Source organism: Devosia crocina (assembly GCF_900116545.1).
GTDB lineage: Bacteria > Pseudomonadota > Alphaproteobacteria > Rhizobiales > Devosiaceae > Devosia > Devosia crocina.
The window spans coordinates 346,376-361,812 of record NZ_FPCK01000004.1 but is presented as its reverse complement, the minus strand read 5'-3'; the positions used below and the strand labels follow the sequence as shown (position 1 = coordinate 361,812).

The window sequence follows — 15,437 nt, the reverse complement described above, 5'->3', positions numbered from 1 at the left end:
TGGCAGGAATGGGGCGCTTCGCCGATAGTGCGCGTTAGTATCCGCCGGCGAAGTGGGCTGGCTCAGATCTCCGTCGCCTACGACAAGGAGAGTGCGTCGTCAACATCAACGCCAAGGTATCTGACCGTGTTCTCGATCTTGCTGTGACCAAGCGGGATTTGGATGGCCCGCAGGTTACCCGTGGCTTTGTAAATGATCGTTGCCTTGGTTCGACGGAGCGAGTGGGTTCCGTACTCCGCTGCCAGCAACCCGATCGCTGTGACCCACTCGTCGACCAGTCTGGCATATTGTCTCGTGCTTAAGTGACCACCCACTGAAACGCGGCTGGGGAAAGCGTAGTCATCAATCGTTCCGCCACGGCGCTCGAGCCAAGCGAGGAGAGAAGCCCTGGTATCGGCGGTGATCTCGAATTGGACGCCTGTCCGTCTTTTGCTGGATCACCTTCGATCGCGAGCGAATAGCAGCTCCGGACACGAGTGTGCCGATCTTGATCTTTACTAGATCACAGCCTCGAAGCTTGCTGTCGATTGCGAGATCGAAAAGCGCGCGGTCTCTCATTCGACCTTCTCGATCAAGAGCGAAGCGGATCGACCAGATTTGCTTGATCTTCAAGGCGCGCTTGGCGCCGACCTGCTTGCCGGCATTCCAGGCGGATTTTCCAATCGAACCGGGGTCATATTGCGAGATATCCATTACATTTCTCCTTCGGCCAAAACGGCCAAAGGAATAACAATCACGGCAGGGCTTAGACGAGGAGCTTCAAGCGCAAGGGCAGGGTAGGGGCGAAATACCAGACCAGCGGCATTCGATCCCAATTCCGCTGCCAGAGGCCCCCCGTCTGTAAATCATCGCTAGTCGTCCGTGACCCATTGGCCGACCAGCTTGCGATGAGAAATGCGACACCGCTTCTCTAACGGTATTGCGCTAAGCAAACTTTTGGTCGACCATAAGGATACCATTGGGATGGCGATGCGCGTGAAACATAGATCGACTCTGCGGTTTTATTTAAACGACGAGTTCATCGAACTCGATCGAGTAGAGCCCTATCGCAATGTTCTGGACTGGCTGCGGCTCGAGCAGCATCTGCGCGGAACCAAGGAAGGCTGCGCCGAAGGCGATTGTGGAGCCTGTACGGTGCTGGTCGGTCGGATTGATCGAGGCGGCGCCCTGGTCTACGAAGCGGTCAACGCCTGTATCCGCTTGCTCTCGACGCTCGATGGCACGCATCTTGTGACCATCGAAGATCTGGCGCGCGACGGTGTACTCAATCCGGTGCAGCAGAGCCTGGTCGATTGCCATGCCAGCCAATGCGGGTTCTGCACACCGGGCATGGTGATGTCGCTTTATGCAGACTGGTTGGACAACCGGCGGCCGACCGTGGCGGAAGTCGAAAAGACGCTGCAGGGCAATCTCTGCCGTTGCACTGGCTACGACACCATCGTGCGGGCGGCGCAGTACGCCAGCGACCATAACGAGCCGCGGTCGGATCGACTCAATACTGGACGCGCGAAGATGAAGGAGCGGCTGCTCGCGCTGCGCGATGGCGCGCGCCTGGTGCTGCGCTCGGGCGACGATCGCGCTATCCTGCCGGCCAGCAGCGACGACCTGGCGGCGGTGCTGATGGAGCAACCCGGCGCCACCATCGTTGCCGGGGCGACCGATGTCGGGCTCTGGATCAACAAGTTTCTCCAGCAGCTACCGGTCATGGTGCACCTGCAGCGAATCGAGGATTTGACCGGCATTAGCGCCGCAGAGGGGACGCTGACGATCGGTGCTGTCACCACCTTTGCCGAGGCCGAAGAGGCGATCGCGCAGCATCTGCCGCAACTGGCGGGATTGTGGTCGAGGATCGGTGGCCGCCAGGTGCGCAATGCGGGCACCATCGGCGGCAATATCGCCAATGGCTCGCCGATCGGCGACACGCCGCCGCCGCTGATCGTCCTGGGCAGCCAAGTCAATTTGCGGCGCGGCAACGAGCGGCGCAGCGTGCCGCTGGAGGACTTCTTCATCGCCTATGGACGGCAGGACCGCCAGCCGGGCGAATTCATCGAAACCATCACCGTGCCATTGCCCGGCCCGGAGGATCGCATCGCGGCGTACAAGGTCAGCAAGCGGTTTGACGAGGATATTTCATCCGTTCTCGGCGCCTTTCGCCTGCGGCTCGATAGCGATCTGATCTCGGAGATCACTATCGCCTATGGCGGCATGGCGGCGACGCCCAAGCGCGCCCGCGCAGTCGAAGGCGCCTTGCTGGGCCGCGAATGGACGCGCGAGACGATCGAGAGCGTTCTGCCCCTTTATGCCCATGATTTCACCCCTCTCAGCGACTGGCGCGCCAGTGCGGATTATCGGCTGCTGGTGGCGCAAAATCTTTTGCTACGGTTCTGGCGCGAGACCACCGGCATCGCGCCTGTGCAGGTGCGGGAGCTGCTGCATGGATGATCTGCTGCGCACCGGGCTTGCCGCCCTCGACCAGGTTGTGCCCCATGAATCGGCGCACAAGCATGTGGCGGGAACGGCCGAATATATCGACGACATCATCGAGCCGCAGAACACGTTGCACGCCTATCTGGGGCTGTCGAGCGAAGCCAATGCCCTGATCCGCTCGGTCAACCTTGATCGTGTGAAAACCGCGCCGGGCGTGGTGGGGGTGCTGACCGCCGCCGACATTGTCGGCATCAACGACATCAGCCCGGCCGGCACCAATGACGATACGCTGTTCTGCGACGGTCGCGCCAATTACCACGGCCAGCCCATCTTTGCAGTGGTGGCGACGAGCCGCGAGGCGGCGCGGCGGGCTGCACGGCTCGCCGTGGTCGATTACGCGCCGGAAGCGCCGCACCTCACGGTGGCCGAGGCGATCGCTGGCGGTGGCGCGACCGTGGGCGCGGGCCTGACGGTCAGGCGAGGCGATATCGATGCGGCGCTGGCGGCTGCCGGACAGGTGATCGAAGGGCGCATCAGCATCGGTGGGCAGGAGCACTTCTACCTCGAAGGCCAGGTCTCGCTGGCTTTGCCCGGGGAAGACGGCGAGGTGCTGGTCTATTCGGCAACGCAGCATCCCGGCGATGTGCAGGAAGTGGTCGCCCGTATCCTGGGCCTCGAATCCAATGGCGTGCGCGTTCATGTGCGGCGCATGGGTGGGGCCTTTGGTGGCAAGGAAACCCAGGGAACGCTGTTCGGCGCTGTGGCGGCTCTGGCGGCGCGCAAGTTCAGGCGGGCGGTCAAATGTCGGCCGGATCGCGATGACGACATGGTCATCACCGGCAAGCGGCACGAGTTCGAGATCGACTATGCGGTCGGTTTCGACGATGCCGGGGTGATCGAGGGCGTGCGCATGGGGCTCCATGCGCGCTGCGGACATTCGCTCGACCTGTCCCGCGGGGTGGCGGATCGCGCAGTGATGCATGCCGACAATGCCTATTTTTACCCTTCGGCGCATGTTCAATCGACGCTGCACCGCACCCATACGGTGAGCAATACCGCCTTCCGCGGCTATGGCGGGCCGCAGGCGATCATCGCCGCCGAGCGCGTGATCGAGGAAATCGCTTATGCTTTGGGCGAGGATCCGCTCGAAATCGCCAAGCGCAATTTCTATGACGATGAAAAGCGCAACACGACCCATTTCGGCCAGCCCGTCACCGATAACATCATGGCGCGCATCGTTGCCGAACTCGAGGCGAGCAGCGCCTATCAGGAACGGCGCGCCGAGATCATCGAGGCGAACCAGAAGTCCGAATTCATCAAGCGCGGTATTGCGCTCAGCCCGATCAAATATGGGATCGGCTATTCCAAGAAGTCGATGAACCAGGGGGCTGCGCTCCTCGTGATCTATCGCGACGGCTCCATGCACATCAATCACGGTGGCACGGAAATGGGGCAGGGGCTCAACACCAAGGTGGCCCAACTGGTCGCCGCTGAGTTTGGCCTGCCGCTGAAGCGCGTGCGGGCCACGGCTGCCGCGACCGACAAGGTGCCCAATGCCTCGCCCACCTCCGGCTCGACCGGCACCGATCTCAACGGCGCGGCGGCGGTGGATGCGGCCCGGCGCATCAAGCGCGATCTCGTGACCTTCGCCGCCGACGCCTGGAAAGTGCACGAGGACGAGGTCGGCTTCGAGAACGAAACGGTGCGCATCGGCAGCCATATCGTCAGCTGGCACAGTTTTACCGAGGCTGCCTATGCCGCTCGCGTGCCGCTTTCCGCAACCGGCTTCCACAAGGTCCCCCATATCCATTGGGACCGCAATGCCGGGCAGGGCAGCCCCTATGGCTACTTCACCTATGGCGCTTCCTGCTCGGAAGTGGCGGTGGATACGCTGACCGGCGAATACGTGGTCCTGCGCACCGATATCCTTCAGGACGTCGGGCGCTCGGTGAACCGGGACATCGACCTCGGCCAGATCGAGGGTGGCTTCATCCAGGGCATGGGATGGCTGACCACTGAGGAATTGTGGTGGGACAAGGCGGGGCGCCTGCGCACCCATGCGCCATCGACCTACAAGATCCCGCTCGCCTCGGATCGGCCGCGCATCTTCAATGTCGATATCGCCGAATGGTCGATCAACAAGGCGCCGACCGTCAACCGCTCGAAGGCGGTTGGCGAGCCGCCGATCATGCTCGCCAATTCGGTGTTCGGCGCCATCGGAATGGCGGTCGCGAGCGTTGCCGATTATCGCTTCGCGCCGCGCCTCGATACGCCGGCGACGCCGGAGCGTGTGCTGATGGCGATGCAGCGGCTCAAGGAAAAGGCCGGCGCCGGGTAGGTCCGATCACCCTTATACCAAGGTCCGTCATTGCCCGGCTTGTCCGGGCAATCCATCTTGCGGAGGCATGGACCACCCGGACGAGCCGGGTGGTGACGGTTGGGGGATGATCGCATCCAAACGAGAAGCGGCGATGCCTACTTAAGGTCAGAGAAGCCAGTCGCCACGAACAGTTCGGATTGGAGGGCGGTGAGCTTGCCCGAGCCGCCCGGGGGTGGCCAGATGCCTTCCTTGCTGGCTTGCCCGCGCGCCTTCACCCGGTCTTCGATGCTGTTATAGGGCCAGATATGGACCATGCGCTGCGGCCCTTCTTCGATGGACGCCATGACCATCAGCAGGGGCGACATGGCGTTGCGGCGCTCGACGATCTTGCTCCAGGCATCGGCGGTCTCATCGAGGCCGTTCGGCGCCAGAGTATAGGTGCGGAACTCGTAGAATGGGCCATACTCGCCGGGGGTGACCGGCTTGTCTTCCATGAAAAAGAGCGGCTTGAAGGCGGTGCTGACGACGCCGCCAAGATAGGGCGCGATGCCATAGGCATCGTCGGTGCGCATCAGCCGGGCGCGCTCTTCGGTAAGGGCCTCGACGCTGTCATAGGCGGTCAGGAAGGCAAAGCGGTTGAGCTGGCCGAATTCGCAAGCGAAGGCACCCAGCGGGCGGCCGGTCGAGGAAAAGTTTTCGTAGGTCTTGGGAAGGATCGGCATCACGGCGCCCAAGGTATTGGGCAGCAGCGACAGGATGGTAAGGTCGTAGAGCATTGTCGGTCCTGAGATGAGGCGTTGCAGCAGAGGCTTTCCAAAAGTGCGCCTATTTGGTACACCAATTGGATTCCAATTGCACGCCAAACGTTCGCAGGGGTTTGCCCGAGATGTTCGAATGCCTGATCAAGGGTCGTGTCGTGACGCCTGCGGGCATTCTGCACCGGGGCTGGATTGCCGTGGACGGCGGCCGCATTGCCGAGCTTGGCAGTGGCACATCGCCCCAGGCCACGACGGTCGTGGATTACGGTGAGGATTATATCCTGCCCGGCGTCGTGGATGGCCAAACCCATGCTGGCAGCCAGATCGGCTTCCCTGGCATCGGGCCAACCACCAAGGCGGCGTTGATCGGCGGGGTGACCAGCATCGTCGACATGCCCTATGACGAGCCCGACCCTATCACCACAGGCCAGCTGCTTGCCGACAAAGCGGCGGCGATCGGCCAATATGCGGTGTGCGATGTCGCTCTTTACGGCACCGTGCCGGCCGATCCGAACCGGGACGATGTCGAGGCGCTGATTGCGGGCGGCGTCTGCGCCTTCAAGATCTCCTCCTTCGAGGCCCACCCGCATCGGTTCCCGCGCATCGGCAGCGGGGCAACCCGCGCGCTGATCGAGATGCTGGATGGCAGCGGCTTGCCGCTCGGCCTGCACAATGAAGACCAGGAGATCGTGCGGAGGCTCGCTGCAGAGTTCAAGGCGGACGGGAGAACTGGTCCTGAGCACCACAGCCCCAGCCGGCCGGAAGTGGCGGAGCTTTCGGCAACCGCGACATTCCTCGCGCTTGGCGATGGCCTGTCGACGCCGCTGCACATCGTTCATATTTCGACGCCCAAGGGCTTCGACATCACCCGCTGGTTCCGCGATGGCGGCCAGAAGGCGACGGCGGAAATGTGCGTGCACTATCTGCACTTCGATGCCGACGTGGACATGCCAAGGCTGGGCGGCCTGCTCAAGGTCAATCCGCCGATCCGCGGCAGCGCCAAGGAAGCGCTGTGGCAGGTGCTGGAGCGTGGCGATTGCACCTTCGTCTCCTCCGATCACAGCGCCTGGCCGATCGAGCGCAAGACCAATGCGTCGATCTTCGATGTCGCAGCGGGCATGCCGGGGCTCGAAGCGCTCCTGCCGGTATTCTTTTCGGATGCGGCGAGCCGCTATGGCCAGGATCGTGCGGCAGAGTTGAGCGCCGAATGGCTCGCCGATCGCCCGGCAAAATTCTTCGGATTGGGGCGCAAAGGGCGACTGGCACCGGGAATGGATGCCGACTTCGTGGTGCTGAAGCCCGAACCCTATACGTATCAGTCGACCGATAATCCGGATGGCCCCGGCTGGAGCGCCTATGACGGGGAAACCTTCGCTGCACGGACGGTGGCCACCTGGGTGCGCGGCACGCAGGCGTCGGATGGGGCGATAATTGTGGCAGAGGCTGGATCGGGCCGATACGTCAGGCGCGGCTGAAGGTTCTACGTCCGAGCTTCAATTCCAGTAGACCTCATCCTGAGCTTGTCGAAGGGCGAGGTCGTGGCAGGATCTGCGTGCCCAACCTCGTGGTTCGACAAGCTCACCATGAGGTCTAGGAGAGACCTCTTCACATCGATCACGTTGGCCCTAGCGCTGCGGTCCCGACAGCCGCTCGATGATCGCGAGCTTCACCATCTCGATATGTTCGCGCATCGCCGCTTTCGCAGCCTCGCGATCGCTGCCGGCGACGGCTTCGAGCAGTTTGGTGTTCTCGTCGACGCTGAAGCGCGGCGTGATCGGGTTGCGATAAGCGTTGAACACATGAGTGCGCCGCCGCAGGTCGCGGATCAGCGCCGCCATCAGCGGATTGCCGGCTGCGTCAGCGATCTCGCCATGCAGCATGTCGTCGACGCCCCAGATATCGGCCAGGCTGGGTTGCGGATTCTTGGCCAGGGTTTCGAGCGCATCGCGAATCAGGGCGATGCGATCCGAGCGCATCCTGCCGGCCGCGAGAAAGGCAGCCTCTGCTTCCAGCAACTGGCGGATATTGAGGATGTCGACAAAGGCTTCGGTCGAAAACGGGCTGACGGTGACGCCACGGCTCGGCTGCTTGTAGACCAGGCCCTCTGCCTCGAGGCGCCCCAGGGCCTCTCGGATCGGGGTGCGCGACGCGTTGAGCCGATCAGCCATCCGGCGCTCGGTGATGACGTCGCCGGGTCGCAGTTCGCCAGCGATCAGGAGGTCGATCAACTGCCCATAGACCTGCTCGGTCAGGTTCGGCTTCTGTGCGGCGTCGCCGGCAAGGCCAAGCTCGTCGTCTCTGTCCACCAGTGCAGCAATTTCGTTCATCGTCGTCTCCGATGCCAACCCCTCTGCTATAGAACAAGACGGCGTGAAGCACACGCGGGATATCAGCGGTATCCCCCCGTAAACTGGTGATTTTAAGCGGCGTATTCTTGTGCACATGCCCGATTTGCACAGGACATCGGCAATCCTCTTGCAATGGGCTGGAATTGCTCTAAAATCAGTGGTATACCACTGGCGTGCAATTGACGAGATGAAGCTCATGACCATCAAACCCTGGCGGGCCACCAGCATCCAGATGAAGAGCGAGCGCGCCTCGCAAGCGCCCGATGACGCCGCAGCAAAAGCGCTGATCCAGCGCAATGTCGATCGGCTAGTCGGCATGATCGAAGCAGCGTGCGACAGCGAGCAGAAGCCCGACCTCGTGGTCTTTCCCGAATTTGCCATGCAGGGCCCGCCGCTTCATATGGGCGTCGGCGAATGGATCGAGCGCGCCTGCTCCTCCATCCCCGGTCCGCTGACGGCGCCCTTGCAGGAATTGGCCAAGCGCCGCGGCATCTTCATCTGCGGCAACATGTTCGAAGCGCCGCCGGAATGGCCGGGTCGTTACTTCAATTCCTCCTTCATCATCGACCGGTCGGGCGAGGTGATCCTCAACTACCGCCGGCTCAACACGGCCGCCTTCCCGTCCGTCCATGACTTCATGAGCGCCTATCTGGCGGTCACGCCAAAGGACAAGGTGTTCCCGGTCGTCGATACCGAACTAGGCCGGCTCTGCGTCATCCCCTGCGGCGAGATTACCATTCCCGAAGTAGCGCGTGTGATGATGATGCAGGGCGCCGAGGTGATCCTTCACCCTACCAATTCAAAATATTCGGCTCGGCAGGAAGCCGCTAAGCTTACCCGCGTCACCGAGAACATGGTCTATCTCGTTTCCGGCAACGTCGCCCAGTATATCGGTTTTTCGCCCGACAACACCATTCTGGGCGGTCGCTCGCATATCCTCGATCACCATGGCGAAACGCTCGCCTTCCAGGAAAACGCCGAGGAAAGCATCGGCGTCAGCGCCATGATCGATATCGAGCAACTGCGGCGCGACCGGCGCACCGATAGCGGCCTGGACAATGCGCTGCTGCGCGCCCGCTACGAAATGTACGTGCCCTTTTACGAGGCAGCACGCTTTTACCCGCCCAATTACTTCCTCGACGCGCCCATGGCCGATGTCGCGGAAACCCGGGACGCCATCGCCATCTCGCGCCAGAACATGGAGCGCGCTGGCATTCTCAAACCGCTTCCGACCGGCGCTTCTGAGCCGGTCGCCGTATCCGCTCACTAGGAGACAGCCCCAATGATTACCGCGCAAGAAAATATCGACCTGACCCGCGTCGGCAAAGGCACGCTGATGGGCGATTTTTTTCGCCAGTTCTGGCTGCCAGTGTGCCTGAGCTCCGAGCTCAAGGCAGATGGCGATCCGGTTCGGCTAATGATCCTGGGCGAAAAGCTCGTGGCGTTCCGCGATACCGAAGGCCGCGTCGGCGTCTTCGACCACCGCTGTCCGCACCGCTGCGCGTCGCTGTTCTTTGGCCGCAACGAACTGGGCGGCATCCGCTGCGCCTACCATGGCTGGAAGTTCGACGTCACCGGCAAGTGCCTCGATCAGCCAAACCTTGAAGACAAGTCCAAGTATCCCGCTGGCACGCCCGCCATCGCCTATCGCGTCAAGGAATCGGGCGGCATGGTCTTCGCCTATATGGGCGAGCGCCAGGACAATCCGCCCGAGCTGCCCGAGATCGAAGCGATCATGGGCGAGCCGGATGATCGCAACATCGCCCTGACCCATCGCGACTGCAACTACATGCAGGCGCTCGAAGGCGATATCGATACCTCCCACCTCGGGTTCCTGCATGTCGGCGGGGTCGACGGGGAACGGCTCGATCTTTCCAATCCGGAAGTGTTCACGGTCATCGAGAAGGCGCCCAAGATCAACGTCTCGGTCATGCCTTTCGGCACCATGTATTCGGCCCAGCGCAATGCCTATGAGGGCACCGAGCACCATCGCTTCGCCAGCTACATCTTCCCCTTCTGGGTCACCTATCCGTCCGGGGAAATGGACGACAATGTCACGGTCAACGCCTGGGTGCCGATCGACGATACCTCGACCATGATCTTCAACATCGACCTGCGCCGCGCGTCGGGCGGCGGCAAGAAGAAGCTCATGTACAATGATGGCACCGAAGTGCAGGGCCTAGCCCGTCCGCTCGAATACCTGCCCACCACCACCGACTGGAAGGGCCGCTGGCGCCCGGTCAAGGACGCGAGCAACGATTTCGGCATCGACCGCGATTGGCAGCGCAGCGGGGAAAGCTATACCGGCATTGTCGGCATCCCGCTGCAGGACCAGGCGATCCAGGAATCCATGGGTCCGGTGGTGGATCGCGAAATGGAGCACCTTGCTGCCTCCGACCGCATGGTGATCCTCACCCGCCGGGTCATGCTCGACGCCGCCATCGCCTGGCGCGAAAGTCGCACCCTGCCCGAGATCGTCGATCAGCCCCAGCTTGCCCGCGATGCCCGCGGCGGCGACATCGTCGTGCCCTATGGCACCGACTGGCTCGAGGGCTACGAAGACAAGATGGCCGAGATCAAGGGCTACCGTCCCAAGCTCTCCGCCGCGGAATGAGCGAGGAGCGGATTGTGGAGCGCGACGGAGGCATGGTGTCCGGTGCCGATTTTGACTGGGTGGGGGACGGCGTGGGTGCCACCCCCACCGAGCGGAACCAGCTGCGGCTGCGGGTGGACGTCATTGTTCCGCTTGCGGCGACGATCCGGCAGATCGAACTGGTCTCGCTCGATGGTTCGCCCCTGCCGCCGTTTACGGCGGGGGCCCATATCAATTTGAAGCTCCCCGGCGATCTCAGCCGCTCCTACTCGCTGACCAACGGGCCGGGCGTCACCGATCGCTATATCATCGGCGTCAACCGCGATGCGGCAAGCCGGGGCGGTTCGGCCTATCTCAACGAAGAGCTCAAGGTCGGCGACGTGCTGCCCGTCGATCCGCCGCACAATACGTTTCATCTAATCGATGATGCCGAGCAAAGCGCGTTCTTTGCCGGCGGCATCGGCATCACGCCGATCCTTGCCATGATCCGCAAGCTCGAGGCTCTGGGCAAGCCGTGGGTGCTGCATTACGCTGCCCGCGATCGCCAAAGCGCTGCGTTTCTGCCCGAGCTTGAAGCGCTCGAGGCCAAGGGGCCGGGGCGGGTGAACCTGCATTTCGATGCAGAGGCAGGCCGGGTCATGCCGCTCCTCAAGATCGCCTCGACCATCCCGAAGGCAGCGCATCTTTATTGCTGCGGCCCTGGCAAGATGATCGAAACCTTTCGCGCTTCTGCCGGCTGGCGGCCCGAGGATAATGTCCATATCGAGCACTTTGCCGGCAGCAAGTCCAAGCCCACCATGGCATTCGATATCGAGCTCAAGCGCCGCGGCATGACCTTTCATGTCCCGCTGGGCGAGACCATGCTAGACGTGCTCTTGCGCAACGATGTCTACGTCTCCCATTCCTGCAAGGAGGGCGTCTGCGGCTCCTGCGAAACGCGAGTGCTCGAAGGCGTGCCCGAGCACATGGACAATGTGCTCTCGCCGCGCGAGCGCGCCTCCAACGAGGTCGTCATGGTTTGTTGTTCCGGCTGCTCCAGCGGCAAGCTGGTGCTCGATCTCTGATCCGGCCGGCCCTCAGGGCCGGATCAGGCAGACGCAATCGATCGCGACGGGCGATCCATTGGGCAGGGAGCTCACGCCATAGGCCATGCGGGCATGCGCCCCACGCTCCCCCAGCACCTCGGCCAACAGCAGCGAACAGCCATCGATAATCTTGGGGTGCTGCGTGAAGTCCGGCCCGCAGGCGACCATGCCGGTGATGCGGATCACCTGAGCGACGCGATCGAGATCGCCCAGCGTATCCTGCAAGACCGAAAGAATTGTGAGCCCGATATTGCGTGCCACAGCCTGCGCGGCAGCAAGATCGAGGTCGCGGCCGACCTGCCCGACCAGCGGGCTGCCATCGTCCCTGCGGGGGCCGAAGCCCGAAAGGTAAACCTTTTCTCCCGCAATGATTGCCGGCCGGTAAAGACCGGCCGGTTTGGGAGGAGGCGGAAGATCGATGAGCGCCATCAGCTGGCAGCGGCCAGGGCCGGTTCACCCAGGAGGCGGCGCTCCTGCCGCTCGATGAGCCGATCGAGTTCGTGCAGGTCCTCGGCACTGAGTTTGGGGCCCGGATGCCGGACATGGGCCGAGGCGATAGCGCCGCGCCGGCGCAGAGTTTCCTTGCGGAGGGCAATGCCGATGCCCGGCTGTGCCTCGTGCCGGAGGAGGGGCAGGTAGGTATCGAAGATGTCTTCGGCCTGCTCCGCATCGCCCTTCTGGAACGCGGCGCAGACATCGACCAGCATTTCCGGGAAGGCAAAGCCGGTCATCGCGCCATTGGCGCCGCGCGCCAGTTCCTGGGGCAGGTAAAGACCGCCATTGCCCACGAGGATGCTGACCTGCCGACCTGGTGCCGCGCGCAGCCGCGAGAGCTTGGTATGGCCCGGCCAATCTTCGTGCTTGAGCATCTTGATGCTCGAATAGCGCTCGAAGAGGCGCACCAGCGTCTCCACCGCGATATTGACCCCGGTGACCAGCGGATAATCCTGCAGGACGACGGGCGTATCTCCCAGCCGATCGAGGACGCCCGAGAAGTAGGCAAAGATCTGCTCGTCGATCTTGAGCGTGCTCACAGGCGCGACCATGACGCCGGCGGCGCCGGCCGCCATGGCTTCGCCGGCAAAGCTGACCAGCGGGTCGGTCCCGGGATTGGAAACGCCGACCACCACTGGCACCCGGCCGTCGACGCGGCGCAGATAGCGGGTCATGACGGCGCGGCTCTCTTCCATGCTGAGCTTATGGGATTCCCCCATCATGCCCAGGATGGTCATGCCCGAGACGCCCTTTTCGAGGTAGAACTCGACCGCGCGATCGATGCTGGCCTCGTCGATTTGGCCGCTATCGGTGAAGGGCGTGACGGCGATGACGTAGACGCCGGCGGCGCTCTCGTCCAAACGGTGGATCAAGGTAGTCTCCTCGGAAAATATCTGGGGGCGGGCCGCAGTCCGACCGTTATTTACTCGCTGGCGACGATCGGGTTCGCCTTCCAGGGCACCACAAAGCGTTCGAGCGCTTCTATGGCGGCAAAGAACAGCATGCCGATCGCCGAAATCACGATGATGGCCGCGAACTGGCGCGTGATGTTGAAGCTCGAGCCTGACACGGTAATGACATAGCCCAGGCCCTGGTCGGCGCCGATGAACTCGGCCACCACCGCGCCGATCACCGACAGCACGGTTGCCAGCTTGAGACCGGCGAAGATGTAGGGCAGGGCCTGCGGCAGGCGAAACTTCCAAAAGGTCTGCCAGCCGGAAGCACCCATCGACTGCGCCAGGTAGAGCATTTCGGCAGAGGATGCCTTGAGCCCCACAACCGAATTGATGACGATCGGGAAAAAGCTCAACAGCACCACGATGACGATCTTGGGGGTGAGCCCATAGCCGAACCAGGCCATCAAAAGGGGCGCGATGGCGACCTTGGGAATGGTCTGGCTAGCGACGATGATCGGATAGATCGCGCGTTCGGCGACACGTGAATAGGTGATCAGGATGGCAAGCGGCACGCCGACCAGAATGGAGAATAGGAAACCGATCAGCACTTCCGACAGCGTGATGCCGCCATTGTACATCAGTCGCGGCCAGTAGGCGATCATCTCTTTGACGATCGCGGTGGGCGGGGGCAGGATGTAGATGGGGACCTGGGTGATGTGCACCGACAGTTCCCAGAGGATTAGGAGGATGATGAGGGTCCAGAAAGCAGGGGAAACCCGCCCAAGGAACCGCAGGGGCGATGGCCGGCGCACGCGCGGCTCGGTTTCGACATCGGTGATGGCTGCCATTTCAGACCTCTTCACGGAAGACGCCGAGGGTCTTGAAGATCTCGGTCAGTTCGCGGGTATAAGCGGTAAATTGGGGTTCCTCGCGCATGGCGAGGCGCCGCGGGCGGGGCAGGTCGATATCGATGATCCGCTCGACCCGGCCGGGTCGTGGAGACATGACGACCACGCGGTCGGAGAGGAACACCGCTTCGGCAATCGAGTGGGTGATGAACATCACCGTCATCTCGTTATCGCGGCAGAGGCGCAGCAGGTCGAGCTGCAGCTGGTCGCGGGTCATGGCGTCAAGCGCGCCGAACGGCTCATCCATCAGCAGCAAAGGCGGCCGATGCAGCAGCGCGCGGCAGATGGAAACGCGCTGCCGCATGCCGCCCGAGAGTTCCTTGGGATAGGCATTCTCGAAATCTCCAAGCGACACCATCTCCAGCAGTTCTCGCGCACGGGCCTTTGCGGCCTCGATCGGCAGCTTGCGGATTTCGGCCTGCATCATGATGTTCTGCAGCGCCGTGCGCCATTCCAGCAGGACGTCCTGCTGGAAGACGATGCCGCCTTCCGGATTGGGACCCTGGATCAGCTTTTCGCCGACTTCAATCCGGCCCTTCGAATAGGGCGTGAGGCCGGCGAGCAGCATCATCAGCGTACTCTTGCCGCAGCCTGACGGCCCCAGGATGGAGACGAATTCGCCGCGCTTGATATTGAGATCGATATCGTCGAGGGCATGCACATCGCCCTTGCGCGTCTTGAAGGTCTTGGACACGCGGGAAATGCGGATATGCGGCTTTACGGAGCTGGCCGCCTCCAGGTTCAAACTCATGTCATTCATACCTTTTCCCCTCGAAGTCCTGGGCCTGGGCTAGATGGAGCGGATCGCGCCGCCATCGACGCGGATGATGGAGCCGGTGACGTAGCTGGCCGGCGCGCCGGCCAGGAACGTCGCCACGGCGCCGAATTCTTCGGGCGTGCCATAGCGCCCGGCTGGAATGGTCGCTGCCGATTTTCGGGCGATGTCGTCTTCGGACTTGCCGGCGCGGGCCGCGGCAGCGGCATCGATGCTGCGGGTGCGGTCCGTGGCGATGCGACCGGGAGCCAATATGTTGACGGTGACGCCGTCGTGGGCGACTTCGCCCGCCAGCGTCTTCATGAAGCCGACCAGCGCGGAACGCAGGCTGTTGGAAATGGGCAGATGCGGTATCGGCTGGATCACCCCGCTCGAGGCGATGGTGAGCACGCGCCCCCATCCGCGCTCGCGCATGGCCGGAACCAGCGCCAGCGTTAGGCCCATCAGGGGCGTCACCATCTTGGTGAACTGGGCTTCGACATCAACCATGGAAATGGCGCTGGGTAGCCCGGTGGGCGGACCGCCCGAATTGTTGACGAGAATATCGACCTGGCCGAGTTCCTGGCGGGCTGTGTCGGCGAGCAACCGGGCCGCATCTTCTGCGCCCAAGTCAGCCGGAATGATAAAACAGCGATCACGCTGCTCGTCGGAAAGACTGCTGCGCACGGCTTCTAGGCTGTCACGGGAACGGGAGGAGATGGCGACGCGGGCGCCTTCATCGAGCAAGGCGCGCGCAACGCCCAGACCAAGCCCTTGGCTGGCTCCCAAAACCAAGGCATTTCTGCCGCGCAAACCCAGATTCATAAACTAATTCCGTAGTGTGAGTGCGGCG

13 protein-coding genes and 1 pseudogene are annotated in these 15,437 nt (G+C 62.7%); 6 read left to right on the top strand and 8 right to left on the bottom strand.

Annotated features, from left to right (window positions below; all coding sequences use genetic code 11):
• Positions 1-77 precede the first annotated feature (77 nt).
• Positions 78-693 (bottom strand): annotated as a pseudogene (locus tag BM364_RS17750) (tyrosine-type recombinase/integrase).
• Between the two features lie 276 nt (positions 694-969).
• Here BM364_RS17750 and xdhA point away from each other — a divergent pair.
• Together xdhA and xdhB are read left to right on the top strand one after the other, a co-directional pair.
• Positions 970-2,442 (top strand): xanthine dehydrogenase small subunit, encoded by a 1,473-nt coding sequence (xdhA, locus tag BM364_RS17745; RefSeq protein WP_092427288.1) that lies wholly within the window; start codon positions 970-972, stop codon positions 2,440-2,442.
• A complete protein-coding gene (gene xdhB / locus BM364_RS17740; RefSeq protein WP_092427015.1) occupies positions 2,435-4,765 on the top strand; it encodes a xanthine dehydrogenase molybdopterin binding subunit in 2,331 nt (776 codons plus the stop codon). The genes xdhA and xdhB overlap by 8 nt, the downstream gene beginning before the upstream one ends.
• A gap of 137 nt (positions 4,766-4,902) precedes the next feature.
• Here the strand turns inward: xdhB and BM364_RS17735 are convergent, their stop codons facing one another.
• Complete coding sequence (locus tag BM364_RS17735; protein ID WP_092427013.1) at positions 4,903-5,523, bottom strand: NIPSNAP family protein; 621 nt, start codon at positions 5,521-5,523, stop codon at positions 4,903-4,905.
• A 110-nt stretch (positions 5,524-5,633) separates the two neighbouring features.
• Between BM364_RS17735 and BM364_RS17730 the strand changes: the two genes are divergently transcribed.
• Positions 5,634-6,980 carry a dihydroorotase gene (locus BM364_RS17730; RefSeq protein WP_092427010.1) on the top strand — a complete coding sequence of 449 codons (1,347 nt, stop codon included), beginning with the start codon at positions 5,634-5,636 and terminating at the stop codon, positions 6,978-6,980.
• A 150-nt stretch (positions 6,981-7,130) separates the two neighbouring features.
• Here the strand turns inward: BM364_RS17730 and BM364_RS17725 are convergent, their stop codons facing one another.
• On the bottom strand, positions 7,131-7,832 hold the full coding sequence (locus BM364_RS17725) for a GntR family transcriptional regulator (protein ID WP_092427007.1): 702 nt from the start codon (positions 7,830-7,832) through the stop codon (positions 7,131-7,133).
• A gap of 217 nt (positions 7,833-8,049) precedes the next feature.
• Here BM364_RS17725 and BM364_RS17720 point away from each other — a divergent pair, with 217 nt between their 5' ends.
• The 3 genes from BM364_RS17720 to BM364_RS17710 are packed head-to-tail and all read left to right on the top strand — an operon-like array spanning position 8,050 to position 11,510.
• Entirely contained in the window at positions 8,050-9,123 is a 1,074-nt protein-coding gene (locus BM364_RS17720) for a nitrilase-related carbon-nitrogen hydrolase (RefSeq protein WP_092427285.1), read from the top strand.
• Positions 9,124-9,135: 12 nt separating this feature from the next.
• On the top strand, positions 9,136-10,467 hold the full coding sequence (locus BM364_RS17715) for a Rieske 2Fe-2S domain-containing protein (RefSeq protein WP_092427004.1): 1,332 nt from the start codon (positions 9,136-9,138) through the stop codon (positions 10,465-10,467).
• 14 nt (positions 10,468-10,481) lie between these two features.
• The gene (locus tag BM364_RS17710) at positions 10,482-11,510 is read left to right on the top strand and encodes a PDR/VanB family oxidoreductase (RefSeq protein ID WP_244542938.1); all 1,029 of its coding nucleotides are present in this window, start codon (positions 10,482-10,484) and stop codon (positions 11,508-11,510) included.
• Positions 11,511-11,522: 12 nt separating this feature from the next.
• Here BM364_RS17710 and BM364_RS17705 read toward each other — a convergent pair whose 3' ends face one another.
• Genes BM364_RS17705 through BM364_RS17685 form a run of 5 tightly spaced genes read right to left on the bottom strand, consistent with a single transcriptional unit; the run spans position 11,523 to position 15,409 of the window.
• Complete coding sequence (locus BM364_RS17705) at positions 11,523-11,960, bottom strand: RidA family protein (protein ID WP_092427001.1); 438 nt, start codon at positions 11,958-11,960, stop codon at positions 11,523-11,525.
• On the bottom strand, positions 11,960-12,895 hold the full coding sequence (locus BM364_RS17700) for a dihydrodipicolinate synthase family protein (RefSeq protein ID WP_210186464.1): 936 nt from the start codon (positions 12,893-12,895) through the stop codon (positions 11,960-11,962). The genes BM364_RS17705 and BM364_RS17700 overlap by 1 nt, the downstream gene beginning before the upstream one ends.
• Before the next feature lie 53 nt (positions 12,896-12,948).
• A complete protein-coding gene (locus BM364_RS17695; RefSeq protein WP_092426995.1) occupies positions 12,949-13,770 on the bottom strand; it encodes an ABC transporter permease in 822 nt (273 codons plus the stop codon).
• A gap of 1 nt (position 13,771) precedes the next feature.
• On the bottom strand, positions 13,772-14,581 hold the full coding sequence (locus tag BM364_RS17690; protein WP_092427279.1) for an ABC transporter ATP-binding protein: 810 nt from the start codon (positions 14,579-14,581) through the stop codon (positions 13,772-13,774).
• Positions 14,582-14,620: 39 nt separating this feature from the next.
• On the bottom strand, positions 14,621-15,409 hold the full coding sequence (locus tag BM364_RS17685) for an SDR family oxidoreductase (protein WP_092426992.1): 789 nt from the start codon (positions 15,407-15,409) through the stop codon (positions 14,621-14,623).
• Positions 15,410-15,437: the final 28 nt, after the last annotated feature.